16 protein-coding genes are annotated in these 14,645 nt (G+C 66.2%); 8 read left to right on the forward strand and 8 right to left on the reverse strand.

Annotation, left to right across the window (positions count from 1 at the left end; genetic code table 11):
- Positions 1-2: 2 nt before the first annotated feature.
- The 4 genes from ACOCMM_RS04290 to ACOCMM_RS04305 all read right to left on the reverse strand — a co-directional run bounded on the left by ACOCMM_RS04290 (position 3) and on the right by ACOCMM_RS04305 (position 3,524).
- Complete coding sequence (locus ACOCMM_RS04290; protein WP_419551953.1) at positions 3-797, reverse strand: VOC family protein; 795 nt, start codon at positions 795-797, stop codon at positions 3-5.
- 4 nt (positions 798-801) lie between these two features.
- A complete protein-coding gene (locus ACOCMM_RS04295) occupies positions 802-1,782 on the reverse strand; it encodes an alpha/beta hydrolase (RefSeq protein ID WP_419551954.1) in 981 nt (326 codons plus the stop codon).
- 110 nt (positions 1,783-1,892) lie between these two features.
- Positions 1,893-2,747 carry an alpha/beta fold hydrolase gene (locus ACOCMM_RS04300; protein WP_419551955.1) on the reverse strand — a complete coding sequence of 285 codons (855 nt, stop codon included), beginning with the start codon at positions 2,745-2,747 and terminating at the stop codon, positions 1,893-1,895.
- A 36-nt stretch (positions 2,748-2,783) separates the two neighbouring features.
- Positions 2,784-3,524, reverse strand: a complete 741-nt coding sequence (locus ACOCMM_RS04305) for a dienelactone hydrolase family protein (protein ID WP_419551956.1) — start codon at positions 3,522-3,524, stop codon at positions 2,784-2,786.
- Positions 3,525-3,665: 141 nt separating this feature from the next.
- Here ACOCMM_RS04305 and ACOCMM_RS04310 point away from each other — a divergent pair, with 141 nt between their 5' ends.
- Positions 3,666-5,420, forward strand: coding sequence for a uracil-xanthine permease family protein (locus tag ACOCMM_RS04310; RefSeq protein ID WP_419551957.1), 1,755 nt, complete (start codon positions 3,666-3,668; stop codon positions 5,418-5,420).
- Positions 5,421-5,511: 91 nt separating this feature from the next.
- Positions 5,512-7,230 (forward strand): N-acyl-D-amino-acid deacylase family protein, encoded by a 1,719-nt coding sequence (locus ACOCMM_RS04315; protein ID WP_419551958.1) that lies wholly within the window; start codon positions 5,512-5,514, stop codon positions 7,228-7,230.
- Positions 7,231-7,247: 17 nt separating this feature from the next.
- Here ACOCMM_RS04315 and ACOCMM_RS04320 read toward each other — a convergent pair whose 3' ends face one another.
- Positions 7,248-8,411 carry a hypothetical protein gene (locus ACOCMM_RS04320; protein WP_419551959.1) on the reverse strand — a complete coding sequence of 388 codons (1,164 nt, stop codon included), beginning with the start codon at positions 8,409-8,411 and terminating at the stop codon, positions 7,248-7,250.
- A gap of 218 nt (positions 8,412-8,629) precedes the next feature.
- Here ACOCMM_RS04320 and ACOCMM_RS04325 point away from each other — a divergent pair, with 218 nt between their 5' ends.
- The 6 genes from ACOCMM_RS04325 to ACOCMM_RS04350 all read left to right on the forward strand — a co-directional run bounded on the left by ACOCMM_RS04325 (position 8,630) and on the right by ACOCMM_RS04350 (position 12,162).
- A complete protein-coding gene (locus tag ACOCMM_RS04325; RefSeq protein WP_419551960.1) occupies positions 8,630-8,872 on the forward strand; it encodes a hypothetical protein in 243 nt (80 codons plus the stop codon).
- 9 nt (positions 8,873-8,881) lie between these two features.
- On the forward strand, positions 8,882-9,646 hold the full coding sequence (locus ACOCMM_RS04330; protein WP_419551961.1) for an enoyl-CoA hydratase/isomerase family protein: 765 nt from the start codon (positions 8,882-8,884) through the stop codon (positions 9,644-9,646).
- A 66-nt stretch (positions 9,647-9,712) separates the two neighbouring features.
- A complete protein-coding gene (locus ACOCMM_RS04335; RefSeq protein ID WP_419551962.1) occupies positions 9,713-10,708 on the forward strand; it encodes a CoA transferase in 996 nt (331 codons plus the stop codon).
- Positions 10,701-11,423 carry an enoyl-CoA hydratase/isomerase family protein gene (locus ACOCMM_RS04340; protein ID WP_419551963.1) on the forward strand — a complete coding sequence of 241 codons (723 nt, stop codon included), beginning with the start codon at positions 10,701-10,703 and terminating at the stop codon, positions 11,421-11,423. Before ACOCMM_RS04335 ends, ACOCMM_RS04340 begins: the two co-directional genes overlap by 8 nt.
- A 134-nt stretch (positions 11,424-11,557) precedes the next feature.
- Positions 11,558-11,767, forward strand: coding sequence for a hypothetical protein (locus ACOCMM_RS04345; protein ID WP_419551964.1), 210 nt, complete (start codon positions 11,558-11,560; stop codon positions 11,765-11,767).
- Complete coding sequence (locus tag ACOCMM_RS04350; protein WP_419551965.1) at positions 11,764-12,162, forward strand: type II toxin-antitoxin system death-on-curing family toxin; 399 nt, start codon at positions 11,764-11,766, stop codon at positions 12,160-12,162. The genes ACOCMM_RS04345 and ACOCMM_RS04350 overlap by 4 nt, the downstream gene beginning before the upstream one ends.
- Before the next feature lie 42 nt (positions 12,163-12,204).
- Here ACOCMM_RS04350 and ACOCMM_RS04355 read toward each other — a convergent pair whose 3' ends face one another.
- From ACOCMM_RS04355 to ACOCMM_RS04365, 3 genes are read right to left on the reverse strand one after another with little or no spacing between them, the layout of a single operon-like run.
- On the reverse strand, positions 12,205-12,633 hold the full coding sequence (locus ACOCMM_RS04355) for a VOC family protein (RefSeq protein ID WP_419551966.1): 429 nt from the start codon (positions 12,631-12,633) through the stop codon (positions 12,205-12,207).
- Between the two features lie 11 nt (positions 12,634-12,644).
- Complete coding sequence (locus tag ACOCMM_RS04360) at positions 12,645-13,418, reverse strand: hypothetical protein (RefSeq protein ID WP_419551967.1); 774 nt, start codon at positions 13,416-13,418, stop codon at positions 12,645-12,647.
- Entirely contained in the window at positions 13,415-14,620 is a 1,206-nt protein-coding gene (locus ACOCMM_RS04365) for an LLM class flavin-dependent oxidoreductase (RefSeq protein ID WP_419551968.1), read from the reverse strand. Before ACOCMM_RS04365 ends, ACOCMM_RS04360 begins: the two co-directional genes overlap by 4 nt.
- Positions 14,621-14,645 lie beyond the last annotated feature (25 nt).

Raw genomic sequence — 14,645 nt, forward strand, 5'->3', positions numbered from 1 at the left:
CGCTATGCGGGCCAGTTGGTGAGCGCGACGAGATCGAAGACCGCGCCTGCAGGATCGGCCACGGTGGCGACGCGGCCCGGCCCCCAGTCGTTCGGGGGCATGAGCACAATGCCGCCATTCGCAGTGGCGGCCTTGCAGGCGGCGTCGACGTCAGCTGTGCCGAAGCTCACTTTCCAGTGAGGCGGCACGCCCGGGGGCGGTTCGCCTGAGATGCTGGCGATCGGTTCGCCTCCCAGTGTGAAAATCCGGCCCGAGGGACCAAGCTCGTCCCACGATGACGCCTCCCAGCCGAACAGCTCGCAATAGAAGGCTGCCGCTGCATCGACGTCGGTGGTGAACGTCTCTGCCCAGGTGAACGCTCCGGGCGCGTTCACTATCCCGGCCCCGATGGCAGCTAGCGGCTTCCAGGTGCAGAACACCGCACCGGTCGGGTCGGCGGCGATCACCATGCGTCCAGCGGCGTCCGGCCCGGGCTCTGGCACGTCGACGGCCGGTCCCATGACCGCCCCGCCAGCGGCCGTGACTTGCTGAGCGAACTCGTCAGCATCGGCCACGGTGATGTAGACGTTCCAGCAGGGCGGCACGCCTTCGTTGCGCATCTCGGGAGGCATGTCGAACACACCGGCGGCGGGATGCCCGTCGACGACCGCCATGACGTAGTTGATCTCGCCAGTGGGATCTCGCTCGTATTCCCAGCCGAGCACCGCTCGGTAAAAGTCGAGCGCGCCCTCGACATCGGTCGTGGCCAGATCAACCCACGAGGGCGTCCCGAGCGGATGGCTGTCTCGCAATGACATGTCGCTACTCCCCTGCGGCAATCGGCCTAAGTGCCCGGCGCATGGCGAGGGCCGTGAGTTCTTGGGCTTCGGTGGCTTGTTCTAGGAAGCGGGTCATGCCGAAGAAACCGTGAAACTGACCCGGGTACTCGATGAGCGTGGTGGGCACCTGCGCCTCAGCGAGCCTCTGGGCATATTTGACCCCTTCGTCGCGCAGCGGGTCGTGGCCGGCCACGATGACGAATGCCGGCGCTGCTCCAGACGGGTCGCCGACCGCGAGCGGGGCCGCATAGGGATTCTGGCGTTCCGTCGATGGACAATAGAGGTCGTCGAACCACGCCATCGTTTCACGGGTCAGCAGGTAGCCCTCGGCGTTGGCGATCATCGAATGGGTGTCGCGGTCGAAATCGGTGACGGGGTAGATGAGCACCTGCAGTGCAGGCTGGCCAAAGGCGTCGCCGTTCGCAGCGGCGTCGCAGCACATCAGTGCCACCGCTGCCGCCAGGTTGCCCCCGGCGCTGTCGCCCCCGATCGCGACGCGCTGCGGGTCGACGCCCAGATCGTCGGCGTTGTCGATCACCCACTGCGTGGCGGCGCAGCAGTCATTCGGACCCGCCGGGAATGGATCCTCAGGAGCTAGGCGGTAGTCCACCGACACGGTCACGACCCCAGCCAGCATGGTCAGGGAGCGGCACGTCAGGTCATGGGTCTCGATGCTGCCGACTACCCAGCCGCCCCCGTGGAAGTACACGAGGCAGCCGAGCGTGCCGTCCTCGTCAGCTGTGTCGGCGCCGTCGCCAGGTCGGTAGATGCGCACCGCAATGTCGTTGCCGTCAGGCCCGGGGATCGTCCGGTCCTCCGTGGAGGCGACGTCGACCAGCTCGCCGCCGGGCGGCAGCTCCTCGAAGCCCTTGCGAGCACGCTCGGGCCCGACGTCTTGAAACGTCGGTCGGTCCAGAGCGTTGAGCTGGGCGATGACACGGGATGCTTCGAGTTCGAGAGTCACGGCCGGGAGCATATTTCGCCGTGTCGATGCGGGCGCAGTGTGCCCGGCAACCGAGTCGACCGCCCGTGCGGCCACGACAGATGGGTCTGGTGCGAGCGTCGTTGCCGCGGTCAAGCGGCGATCAGCGGTTCAAGGTGGGCTCGGATGTCCTGCGCAATTGCTTCGCCGTTTTCCATCGGGCCGAAGTGTCCCAATTCCGTGAATGTCTTGAGTCGACCGTTGCCGAGGGCCTCGGCGATGGGCTGTGCGAGTTTGGGCGGTATGTCGTTCCTCTTGGCGGCGAGGGAGCCACCGCGCGCCACCACCGCAGGGCATCTGACGGTGCTGAGCTTGGTGTATTCGATCGGTCGACCGGTCACGTAGATGCGTGCTTCTGTGTCTCCCGAGCACGAGAGTCGAACGGCACCGTCACCCAACGAGTACGTGCCCAATTCGACATACGCGCGCACCGCCGCGGGCTCGCAGGCCGAGAAAGGAAGCTTGGACACGAACCGCTCGTACGCCTCGTCGACAGTCGAGAAGTCGATGCGCCGCCGTCGCGATGCCTGTACGAGCGGGTGGTCGATGTCGGGCCGGGGAGAGCCAGCGGGAGCCAGCAGGGGTTCGTAGAGCCACAGCCCCTGGTACGTGCCGGGCTGCGCCAATTCGGCGAGCACCAGGCTCGACGCGCCCAACGAGTGACCGGCAGCCAGCAGCGGACCGCCGCCGAGTGCGTCCGTCGCGGCCAGTACCTCGTCGACGAAATGGCTGCGCTCGACAGACATGTCGTCGTGTTGGGTCCGCGCTGAACCGTGGCCGCGAAAATCGAGGCCCCAGCAGTGAAAGCCATTCTGCAGATGTGGTACCACGGTGGCCCACATGCCGGTATTGAGGCTGTTGCCGTGGGTCAGCAGCAGAGGCGGTCCGCTGCCACCCAAGTCGTGGAGCACTGCGTGTTGCCCGTCGGTTCCCGTCAGATGGATCAAGGCACCGGGATCATTGTGCAACGCGCGCCGTCGACGTCAGCTGAGCTGACGGTCGAACAAGTCGTGCAGGAGTTCCCAGTGGCGTTCGGCAGCGTGCTTGTCGTACGCGAATCGCTGCGGGAACACGAATCCGTGATGGGTCCCGACGAGCCAATGCGTCTGCGCGTTCGTGCCGGCCTCGTCGAAGGCGGCGCAAAGCCGGTCGTAGTGGGCGCGGTCGACGTAGTCGTCGAACTCTGCGGCCAAGATCAGCACTTCGCCCTTGATGTCCGCGGCGCGGCGGTGCGGCGAGTCGTCGGAGTCGACTGCCAGCCGCACGCCGTGAACGGAGATGGCTGCTGCGATGGTCTCGGGGAACTCGGCTGCGAGCCAGATGGCCATGGGGCCGGTCATGCAGTAGCCGGTCGTGCCGACCCGTTCGGTGCTGGCAGCGCTTTCAGCCTCGGCGTGATCCAACATTGCCTGGGCGTCACTGGCGACCATGGCGTTGGTCAGCCTGGACATCATCGCGAACATGAACTCGACGCTGGCGGGATCATCCCGTAGCACGGTGAAGCCCGGGGTTTCGCGGTAGTACAGGTTCGGCAGCATCACGTAGTACCCGACTGCGGCGATGCGACGTGCCATGTCGAGCAGCTCGTCGCGTTTTCCCGGTGCGTCCATCAGGAAGAGCACCGTGGGAAACGGCCCCGGCCGGCCCACGGTGATCTCGGGATGAACGATGAAGGTGCTCATCTCGCCGTCGCCGGTGTCCAACGCCACATGCGTCTCGAACATCGCTGCCCCAGTGGTCGCGAACCCTGTCAGCCCTCGGTTTCGGCTGAGATCGCGTCCAAACGGTAGTCGGCAACCGGATGTGAGCCGCTGCCTGCTTCTTCAGCGATGGTGGCAAGGGCCCACGACTAGGGTCCAACGCAGATGTCAGCTGACGAAGCAGACGCTGCTGTCCGCTACGAGCCTGATGATCGGTGCCCGGAACGGGTGAGCATCAGTGTTGCCCTGCAGGGTGTCCTGTTGGTCGTGGCGCCGACCGTGCTGTTGGCGTCGTTTGCGGCCCAGGCGAGCGACCAGGACGACAGCTATGTCTCCTGGGCTGTCTTTGCGGCGCTGCTGGCCAGCGGGATCCTTACTGCGTGGCAGGCCAGCCGTGTCGGAAGATTCGGCGCTGGGCTCGTGTTCATGGTGAGTGCGTCGCCGTCGTACGTGGCGATCTCGATCTTGGCGCTCTCAGAAGGCGGGCCGACCATGCTGTCGAGCCTGACCGCGGCCGCTGCGATCTCCTATGTCTTGTTGTCGTTCTGGCTTCCCAAGCTACGCAAGATCATCACACCGCTGGTTTCAGGCACAGTGCTCATGCTCATCGCCGTCACGCTGTTGCCGGTGTGCTTCAACGGGATTCGCAACGTGCCCGATGGAACGCTGGCGGCTGGGGGTCCCATCGTCGGTCTGGTGACGCTGATCGCCGCCACGGGGCTCGCCCTGCGTGCCCGAGGGGCGTGGAGGATTTGGGCGCCGCTCATCACGATCGGAGCGGGTTGCGGGGTCGCGCTGCTGTTCGGCATGTACGACGCTGGCGTGATCGTCGAAGCGCCATGGATCGGCCTTCCCGGTGCGGGATTCCCCGACTTCGAGCCGAACTTCGGTGTGAGCTTCTGGTCATTGCTGCCCGTGTTTGCGCTGGTCGCTCTGGTGGACGGCATCAAGAACATAGGTGACAACGTTCTCGTGCAGCAGCATTCATGGCGTACACGGCGCGTGACGGACTTCCGTCGTGTGCAGGGCTCGATCAACGTCACCGGGGCCGGCCTCGTGCTGGCCGGCGCGGTCGGGTCGCCACCACTGTGCAGCTACGGGACCTATAGCGTGGCGCTCACAAGTTTCACGCAGGTCGCGGCGCGACGCGTCGGCGTGTACATCGGGGCCGGCCTCGTGGCAGTGGCGCTGCTTCCCAAGTTGAGCGCGGTGCTGCTCGCTGTCCCCGGACCGGTTGCCGGGTCCTACCTGTTGAGCATCGCGGGGCTGCTCTTCGTGGGCGGTATTCGAACAGCGCTTCATGGGGGGCTCGGCGCCCGCGATGCTGTCATCTTGGGCGTGGCATTCGCCCTCGGCGCAGGCATCGAACAGGACACGCTCATCGCAGACCTGCTCGGCGACGTGTGGGGCCCGCTGGCCAACAACGGCGTCATGGTCGGAGCGTTCTCCGCGGTGGTGATGGTCATGTTGTCCAACTTCATCGGTGGCCGTGACCGCAGCCGTCTCGACGCCACGTTGAGTACTGCCTGCCTGCCGGAGCTCGATGAATTCCTCTCGGGTCTCGCCGCTCGGCTCCGCTGGAACGACGTGTCGACCCAGCGGCTGCGTTCCGCGGGCGAGGAGACGCTGATGAGTCTTGTGGACTTGGACGAGACCGCTCCAAACGGCGCAGTGCCTCGCTTGATCGTCGTAGCGCGTCCGGCCGACGCCGTGGTGGAACTGGAGTTCATGGCCGTCTTCGATGACGAGAACCTCGAAGATCGACTGGCTTACCTGGGCGAGGAAGCCGAAGCTGCCCCAGGCTCGGTGGACGCAAGCGCCATGACGCTGCGCTTGCTTCGGCACTACACCTCTTCGGTGCAGCACCAGAAGTATCACGGCCTCGATGTCGTTACTGTCCAGGTGAGCGGATCGCGCTAGTCCTGTTCAAGCCGCCAGTTCGAACCGCATGAGTGACGGCGATCACAGCACGAGCGGTCGGCATGTAACAGCGCGACGAAGGGAGACAGCGATGGGGGATCTGCTGATTCGAGGCGGCACGGTGGTGGACGGCACCGGCGCCGAACCGCGCCGAGCTGACGTATTGATCACCGACGGGATCGTGGCCGAGATCGCCGAGAGCCCGGGGCAGCTGGCCGGCCGTCGAGTCGATCGGACCATTGACGCCGAAGGCCACGCCGTGACGCCCGGGTTCATCGACGTGCACACCCACATGGATGCACAGATCGCCTGGGATCCGATGGGCGAGAGCTCGTGCTTTCACGGCGTCACCACGGCAGTCATGGGAAACTGCGGCTTCACGCTCGCTCCAGCACGGCCTGACGCTCGGCACTTGGTGGTGCGCAATCTCGAGCGTGCTGAGGACATCTCTGCGGCGGCAATGGCGGCCGGCATCGACTGGTCGTGGGAGACGTTCCCGGAGTACCTGGACTTTGTCGAGGCAACCCCGAAGGGCATCAACTACGCTGGCTATCTAGGCCACTCTGCGCTGCGCACGTGGGCGATGGGCGATGCGGCATTCGAACGTGGTGCCAATGCCGACGAGCTGGCGTTGATGATCCAGCAACTGCGCGACTCGCTGCAGGCGGGCGCTCTGGGATTCACCACGTCGAGTTCGTACAACCACGAGACTGCCGATGACCGCCCGGTTGCCTCACGCATGGCGGAATGGAGTGAGATCGATGCGCTGGTCAGCGAGATGGGCGTCATGGGTGCTGGCATCTTCGAGCTGGCCAACCATCCCGACCTGCGCGCACGTGACGCCGAGCGGCGCGAGGCATATATCGCCAAGATGGTCGAACTCGGGGTCCGAACCGGCGTCCCGATCACCTACGGGATGTTGGCTCTGTCCGACGAGGAGCATCACTGGAAGCCCGTGATGGACTTGCTGGATCGGCTCAACGCAGCCGGCGGCACTTCATGGGCGCAGGTGCACACCCGCTACTTCGGCGTCTTGCTCTCGTTCAGTACCCGGCTGCCGTTTGATGAGTTGCCGGCGTGGCGTGACCTCCGCAAGGCGTCATTGACAGAGCAGCGGGCCGCGTTGGAGAACCCTGCCACCCGCGCGCGACTGGTGGCTGACGCCGAACATGGCAACTATGGGCAGGCCATCGGCGCGGAGGCTCGCAAGCCGCAATGGGAACACGTGTATCCGCTGACACAGCCATTGCCGCCGTTCCTGTCAATGGGCGAGATCGCCGCTGAGCGTGGCGTCGCCCCGATGGAAGCCTTCGTGGACTTGGCGCTCGACAGCGACCTCGAGCTCTTCTTTATTCAGGTTGCTGCCAACTATGACCAGGACCTGGTGCTGCGCCTGATGAAGCACCCCCGCGCCATCCCGACCTTCTCCGACAGCGGAGCGCACGTCACCCAGATCATGGACTCGTCGCTGCAGACCCACTTGCTGGGATACTGGGTTCGCGACCGCCAGGAGTTCACGCTGGCCGACGCAGTGCACCGCATCACCCAGTTGCCAGCGACGGCCTGGGGCTTCGATGACCGTGGCGTGCTGGCCGTCGGCAAGGCGGCAGATGTGAACGTGTTCGACCCCGAAACGGTCTCGCCGGACATGCCCGAGCTGGTGCACGATCTGCCCGCAGGAGCGCCCCGCCTTCGTCAGACCGCCACGGGCTTCGCTGCGACCATCGTCAACGGCGAGATCATCACCGAGCACGGCAAGGTGACGGGCGCCGTGCCGGGTCGCCTGCTGCGCGGTCCACTGGCTCGCTGAGCCGTCCCGCTAGCAGCTCAGCCGGCCGGTTTCGGTGGCGAGTCGGCCGAGTTCAGGCTCTCTCGCTTCTCCAAGACACCGGGGTTGGGACGTTTGCCGACGTACGCGCTGCCATAGTTGGGCTCGCTGAGCCAATCGATTCCGGCAAAGATGCCGACGAGGTCCTGCTGGGCCTCCTTCCAGGCGGCGACGAGCCGGTCCTCGGCCTCGTAGTCGAACGGATCGCCCAACCGCTGCTCGAGAGTCCCGCCGCGTTCGAGCGGGTTCTCGGCCAGCCACCGTGCCGCTGCCCGCCAAGCCTCCACCGGTGCCAGCACGTCCCGGTAGCCGAGATCCCGCACGGTCGGCCCGATGTCGAGCACACGGTGGGTTGTAGACCAACTGCCCACCAGCGGCCGTGTCGGCGCTGCGAGGTCGTACGGCAGCGACACCAGCTCCCAGCTGTGACCGAGTTCGTCCGCGACGACCTCGGCGATCTGTGCAATCGACAACGCAGAGGAATCAGCCACGTTGTAGGTGCCGCCGCGAGCGGCCGCAGGCGCGTCGCAGGCCAGCAGCGTGGCGTGGGCGGCGTTGCCGATCCAACCCTGGCTTTTGACCGTCAGGCCGCCATCGGCCACGACCAGGTACGGTCGCCGGTCGAGCGCCCGCCGCACCAGCGGCCACTCGCGCGGCAGCGGCTGGCGTGGCCCGTACAGCTGCGGGTAGCGCAGGTGAATGGCGTGCGGATGGTGCTCGAAGACGGCCTCCTCAGTGACCCGAATCATCCGCAGCTTGCGGAACTCCTCCTCATCGCCGACCAGCGGTGCATCATGTGCCAACGGCACCGTCATGCCGAGAGGGAACAGGTCGTCCGGACTGCCGAAGCCCCGGTACACACCCACACCGCCGATCGACACGAAGTGGCCGCAGCGGCCCGCAAGCAACGATGCGAGCACCCGCAGACGCCCGTACATGACGACAGTCAGGCCGAAATCCTCGCCGTCCAGCGCATCGCGGACGGCCTCTCCATCGAACGGGTCGGTATGGATGTGACGGACTTCGGGGCCGATCAAGGGGGTCTCGTGCCTGCCCGTGTGCAGGATGGTCACCTCGAAGCCGCGTTCGATGAGCCCGTTCACGACGAGCGGGCCGGTGGGCCCGGTGCCGCCCACAACGAGTGCTGTCTGGGGTGAGGTCACCGGGTCATTGTGTCTGTTCTCAGCAGCGACGTGGAGCGGCAACGCAGCGACTGGCTCAATCTCTTGTTGCCCGCTCTTGTTCGCTGCGCTCACGGGCCGCTCGGGCCACGGCTTCGCCGCCACTCGGCTCAGCCTCTCGGTGAGGTAATGCTGCTGCGCGACGTGTAGCTTCGTAGCGACCACATTCCGCATTGACACGATGAGACCAGGGGGATGTTGTGGCGACCAAGGCTGGAGAGCGTCTGGACTTCGACGGTGGTGTGCAGGTCATCGTCACCAAGGGTGGCGAGGCTCACATTTCCGCGTCTGCCGGCGGCGAGGGACTGAAGGTCGGCAAGCGCTACCAGGACGAAGATTCCGGTATCGAGGTGCTCGTCACCAAGCCGGGCGCGGTGACCTTGCAGTGCGACGGCAAGGACATGGCGCTGCAGGAGCCGAAGAAGACCAAGTCGGCCGATTGAGGCCGATAATTGGACTCGGCGCCGACTGAGGCCGAATCGGGGCAACCTGCGCCGGCCACCCAAGGGGGTGGTGGCACCCTGAACTACATCGAACACACCCTGAGCGGCGGCGATCTCGACCGCGCCGCAGCGCGTGCGCTTGCCGACCTCTGTGCGTCTGTGCGCGAGGCACGCGAACCGGCCGTGCTGGTCCTGCGCAACGAACCCGGCACCGACTTCTGTTCGGGCATCAGCTTCGATCCGCTCGAACTCCAGCCCGATCCGGCAGCAGCGCTAGCAGCAGTGAGGAGCCCGGTGATCTGCACCATCAGCGGCGCTTGCTGCGGACCCGGACTCGAGATTGCGCTCGCCAGCGATATCCGTCTGTGCGATCAGACCGCTCGCTTTGCGATGCGCGACGCCGTCGATGGCCGGCTCCCGGCCTGGGGAGGCACGCAGCGCCTGCCTCGCGCAGTCGGGGGATCCCGGGCCAGTGCGATGTTGTTGCTGGGAAACGAGATTGACGCACCGACGGCGCTGGCGTGGGGCCTGACGCATGCGGTGGAAGAAGATCTGGACGCAGCCGTCGAGCGCTGGCTCGACGAGCTGGCGGGTGCAGGCCCACTGGCGCTCGAATTCGCCAAGGAAGCTGTCCACCGGGGTTCGGAGCTTCCCCTCGCCGACGGCCTCCGTCTCGAAGGCGACCTGAATCACCAACTGGCCGCTACCGAAGACCGGGCCGAGGGCCTCGCCGCCTTCTTCGACAAACGCCCGCCCGACTTCGCAGGGCGTTAGCCATGCGAAGCATCAGATTCAGCGCAGGGCGTTAGCCATGCGAAGCATCAGACTCAGTGCAGGGCGATGAGCGATTGGCTGCCACCGGGTCTGTTCGTCTACGGATCTGAGTTGGCTGCGGCCATTGGCGGCCGGCTGGGTCGCAGGCTGGTGGGAGACGGGCAAGCGTGGATCGACATGCCCCGCCGGCTCGGTACTGCCGATGTGCCGAGCGTCCCCGTGCCGTGGGGCAATGGCGCGCTCTGCGTCGACCTCGGTCCCGACGACGTCGAGACGTGGGAAGGCTTTGCCGAGGTGCACCGGGACGAGCCTGACCCCGAAGCTGTAGCCGTTGCTGCGCAGGAATGGCGCCTGCCGGTCACGCCCTATCGCCGGTTGCCCGCAGCATCTAGCGGCCGGCTCGGCGCCCCCGCTGTCAACGAGCCAATTGGCACGACCAGCATCGACGGAGCGAAGGTGGTGGATCTGACCTCGATGTGGGCTGGCCCGCTGTGCACCGAGCTTCTGGGTCGTGCGGGTGCTGAGGTCCACAAGGTCACTTCCGCAGCCCGACCCGACGGCTTGGCAGGCACACCGATGCACGCAGAGCTGAACGCCCACAAGACCGTGGTTGACCTGGATCTGCGGCTCGCAGCAGACCGACGCTCCCTCGACCAGTTGCTGGCGTCCGCCGAGCTGCTGGTTACCTCGCTGTCGCCGCGGGCGCTTGCCAATCTCGACCTGCTGCCCGAGCAGCTCTGTGCCCGGCACTCCCGCTTGCGCACCATGGCAATCACCGCATTCGAGCCGGACGCGCCTGAATGTGACTGGATTGCGTACGGCACAGGTGTGCATGCCTCGGCGGGTCTGGGCTGGCTGGACGACGAGCCGCGGGCGCCCGCGTACTCCTATCCCGATCCGCTCGCCGGACTTCACGCCGCAGCACGCGCGGTGGATCAGCTAGCCGGCACCGCACCACCGCACCAGCGGGTGTCGCTCGCAGGTGCGGTGGCACCGCTGGCGGCCCGGGCAGCGTGCGCCCTGACCAGGGACGCCCGGACCGATGGGAACAGTCATGGCTGAAGGGGTCCGGCTGGTCTTCGGCCATGACGGTGTGGCCACGATCACGCTGTGCCATCCGCCGCTCAACATTTACGACCTCGAGATGCGAGACGGGCTGATCGAGGCGATCTCGGCCGTTCGCGACGTGCCAGATGTGCGCTGCGTGGTGCTCGCCGCCGAGGGCAAGCACTTCAGCGTCGGTGCCGACCTGTCTGAGTTCGGCACGGCAGAGTCCATCCTTGACGCAAGAAGAATCCGTTGGGACCGCGATCCGTGGCTGCTGCTGCTGCATCTGCCGGTGCCGACGCTGTGTGCTCTGCATGGCTACGCGCTCGGCTCGGGCTTGGAGATGTCGCTGCTCTGCGACCTTCGCATTGCTAGCGCCGACACGGTCTTGGGCTTGCCGGAGGTGAAGCTCGGCATGCTCCCCGCGGCGGGGGGCACCCAAAGCCTGACCACCGCGATCGGACCGGCTGCAGCACTGCCGCTGGTGCTCAGCGGCCGAAACATCGACGCCGTCGAGGCTCATCGTCTCGGCATCGTCTGCGAGGTCGTGCCGCCCGACGATCTCAATGGTCGGACCGCTGAACTGGCGAGCGAGCTTGCGCGCCTCGACCCTCTCACTGCACGGGCACTCCGTCGCTGCCTACGCGCAGCCAACGATCTTCCGCTCGATCACGGCCTCGCCACCGAGCGCCGCTGGGTCCGCCTCGTTGCCGCTGGCACAGACGCCTAAGGGACAATAACCCTTCTAGTGCTCTTGACTGCCGCTCATCGTCACGCCACCTGAGCGCGCGAGGCAGCCTGCATGGATGCCTGCTTCCAGGCGCGTGCGAGGGCTCATGAGTAGTATCGCGATATCATGATCTCATGACAAGACAGACGACGGTCCGGCTGCCGGACGATCTGGCGCAGGAAGCTGAGGTCGTCGCCCGCGTCCAGGGTTCGAGCATGAATCAGCTCATTGTCGACTCGTTGCGCGCCGAGATTGGCCGCGTACGCGCAGACGACGATTTCACTTCCACGGCGAAACGTCTGCTTGAGAGAGATCGCGAGCTGCTTGAGCGGCTCGCAAGGTGACCCGGTATCTCAGCATCGCTGAGTACCTCTGGCTCGCCGAGCAGGTCACTGGAATTCAGGCTGAAGAGCTATCCAGGTCTGCCCGCATCGAATTGGCGGATTCGGCGCTGCACGCCCCGCAAGCGAGCTTCGGCGGGACGGATTTCTACCCGGACTTGATGAACAAAGCAGCGGTGCTCTGCTGGCGCTTGGCACGCAACCATCCGCTGCCAGATGGCAACAAGCGAGCAGCTTGGGCAGCACTTGTCATGTTCATCGATTTCAATGGCGGTCGCTGGGATCCCGATCCACCCGATGTCGACGACGCAGAACAGACAATGCTCGCCGTGGCAGCTGGGGACATCGACGAAGACTCCCTCGCTGCATGGCTCCGCGAGCGAGTCACATTCTCCTAAGGGGCTGCGCGGGGGTCACGGAGTGCGAGATGGGCGCTGCGCTCAGCGGGAGACGATGCAGAACTCGGAGCCTTCGGGATCGGCCATGACGGTGGCGCGGAAGCCGAGGTGATCCTCAGGTTCGGTTTCGGTGCTGGTCGGAACCAGCACTGTTGCGCCGAGTGCCACTAGGCGAGCGACCTCGGTGTCGATGTCGCGGGTGAACAGGTCGAGATGTGCGCGCAGCTTTGCCGTCTTGGCTTCGGGCACGCGCTGGATGGTCAGGTGGTTGAGCATGCGACTGCCCCCGCCGCCCTCAGACAGGGTGATGTAGGGACGGCCGTTGCCGACGCGTTGCGCGAATCCAAGGGCGGCCTGCCAGAAGTCGGCGATTCGCTCTGGATCGGCGCAGTCAATCGTCACGCCCACGGCCCGCAGCTGCGAGCCCGTTTCAGTGGCGTTGTCGGTGGTACCGGGGGCCGCTTCACTCATGGCCGCGGACGCTACTGGACGCGTTCGGTGCCGTCCGCGGCCGGCTTTGCGGGGTCGCAGACGAATCGGATCGCGGGAATCTCGATGTCCTCAAGCGACACCGAACAGCTCACGACCCAGTACGGATCGAGCAGCCGCTGACCCCATGCCTCGGCATCGAATGCATCGATACGGGCGGCCAGTCGCTCGACGCGGGACGGCACGTGATGTGTCTCGACCTGGACGAGCCGTAGCCCCAGCGGGGTGTGCGCCAAGTTCATCGAACCGACGTGCTGAAGGTCGCCAACCGACAGCGGATCGGGATCGAGGGCGCTCACCGCGAGCATCGGCCCAGCGCCGTTTCGACGTGCTGCGCCGTCACCCGCTCCGCCGCTCGAGGCCACCGTCAGGTCGACTCCGTCGTAGTGGCGCCGCAACGCCACTTCGGCGCGCTGTGCGGGGAATCCGAGTTGAGACCGCAAGCCTGCGACGGCGTCGTCCGTGGTAGCTGCTGCACCGATACAGAACGTTCGGGCGCGGGCACCGCTGCGGCACACGACCCGAACGGACACGGCACTGAACGCCCCCCATGGTGAGTCGCCCACATCCCAGGCGAGCAGTGACATTGCGGGCGGCACGATGGGGTGCAGTGCTGGCGGCAGGACTTCCTCGCGGGCGCCGCGCCGCAACTCGGCGACCAGCGAGAGACCGGTGACACCGCTCAGCGTGATGGGTTCGCTGCCGAACGACTCGATTTCCGCTGCGTCTGCAGCCAACTCGTCGACCGACGCAGTTCCCGAGATCATCGGCTCGCCCCGGTGGAGGTCGTTGACGAGGTGGCCGCATTCGATTGGCCGACGACGGGAACGGTGGTCGGCGTCAACACTGGCTGTGCCCGTTCGGCCCGGGTTTGGAACTGCGGGATGACCTCGGTCGCGAACAGTCGCAGGCTGTCGAGCACTTGCTCTTGGGGGATCATCTCCATGGCGTTGAGCAGGAAATTGATGCCGCTGACCCCGACGTCCTCCCACTTGCGGATCGTCCGCACGAGATGGTCGGGATCGCCGATGCCGACGCCTTCGGGCAGGCCCTTGGCCGCGCTCGGGTCGTCGGCCGCCGCGTTGCCATTCGGGGTGCCGCGGCTGCGCAACGCTGCGCCTGCGTTGCCCAGCGTCTGGTACGCCCGTGTCGGGTACGCCTCACGGGTGAAGTAGAGGTGCGCGTTCGACATGCTGAACGCTCCCACCATCGGCAGGCCCAGCGCCGCCGCCTGCCGGTAGTCCTCGTGGCAGTACAAGAAGTTGAGCGTGTGGACCTGGTCGTTCACGAAGTTGCCGACCGGATCGCAATTGGCAATCCGGCGGTGGTACTCGGCAGTGCGCCGTTCCTGCTCGGCGAACGGGGCTGCGCTCACGCCCAGGCAGCCCAGTCCCCGCTCGGCAGCATCCAGCTCGGTGCCCGGCGTGGTGACCGTCACCCACATCGGTGGATGCGGCTCCTGGAACGGCTTGGGGATGACATTGCGTGCCGGCATCTCGAAGCGGGCACCCTCCCAGCCGAAGTCGTCGCTGGTCCACATCTGGGGGATCACCCGCACGAACTCGTCCCACGTCTTCTTGGTGTCGTCGGGGTCGGCGCAGAATCCGCCCAGCTCGGTCCATGTGCTCGACCGAGCCGTGCCCAGCTCCAGGCGACCGTTGGAGATGATGTCGAGCGCGGCGGCCCGCTCGGCGATCCGGATCGGGTTGTTCATCTCGGGCACGCACACCACCGCGCCATGGCCCACACGGATGCGCTGGGTCTGCGCGGCGACCGCCGTCAGGAAAACTTCGGGCGCGGGACAGTGCGAGTACTCCTCCAAGAAGTGGTGCTCCACCGCCCAGACGTGGTCGAACCCCAGCTCGTCGGCCACCCGGCACTGTTCGAGCGCGTTGTGGTACGTCAGCCACTCGTTGGCCCGGCTGAACGGCCGCGGCACCGACAGCTCGTAGAAGATCCCGAACTTCATTGCGCTGTTCTAGCCCAGCCGTGTC

Source organism: Candidatus Poriferisodalis sp. (assembly GCF_965198245.1).
Classification (GTDB): domain Bacteria; phylum Actinomycetota; class Acidimicrobiia; order Acidimicrobiales; family Poriferisodalaceae; genus Poriferisodalis.

Excerpts from the sequence above, each read along its gene's own strand:
- ACOCMM_RS04315 (WP_419551958.1), top strand. The coding sequence starts at position 5,512 with ATGGGGGATCTGCTGATTCGAGGCGGCACGGTGGTGGACGGCACCGGC.
- ACOCMM_RS04340 (WP_419551963.1), top strand. The coding sequence starts at position 10,701 with ATGGCTGAAGGGGTCCGGCTGGTCTTCGGCCATGACGGTGTGGCCACG.
- ACOCMM_RS04355 (WP_419551966.1), bottom strand. The coding sequence starts at position 12,633 with ATGAGTGAAGCGGCCCCCGGTACCACCGACAACGCCACTGAAACGGGC.
- ACOCMM_RS04345 (WP_419551964.1), top strand. The coding sequence starts at position 11,558 with ATGACAAGACAGACGACGGTCCGGCTGCCGGACGATCTGGCGCAGGAA.
- ACOCMM_RS04305 (WP_419551956.1), bottom strand. The coding sequence starts at position 3,524 with ATGTTCGAGACGCATGTGGCGTTGGACACCGGCGACGGCGAGATGAGC.
- ACOCMM_RS04360 (WP_419551967.1), bottom strand. The coding sequence starts at position 13,418 with ATGATCTCGGGAACTGCGTCGGTCGACGAGTTGGCTGCAGACGCAGCG.
- ACOCMM_RS04335 (WP_419551962.1), top strand. The coding sequence starts at position 9,713 with ATGAGCGATTGGCTGCCACCGGGTCTGTTCGTCTACGGATCTGAGTTG.
- ACOCMM_RS04290 (WP_419551953.1), bottom strand. The coding sequence starts at position 797 with ATGTCATTGCGAGACAGCCATCCGCTCGGGACGCCCTCGTGGGTTGAT.
- ACOCMM_RS04365 (WP_419551968.1), bottom strand. The coding sequence starts at position 14,620 with ATGAAGTTCGGGATCTTCTACGAGCTGTCGGTGCCGCGGCCGTTCAGC.
- ACOCMM_RS04310 (WP_419551957.1), top strand. The coding sequence starts at position 3,666 with ATGTCAGCTGACGAAGCAGACGCTGCTGTCCGCTACGAGCCTGATGAT.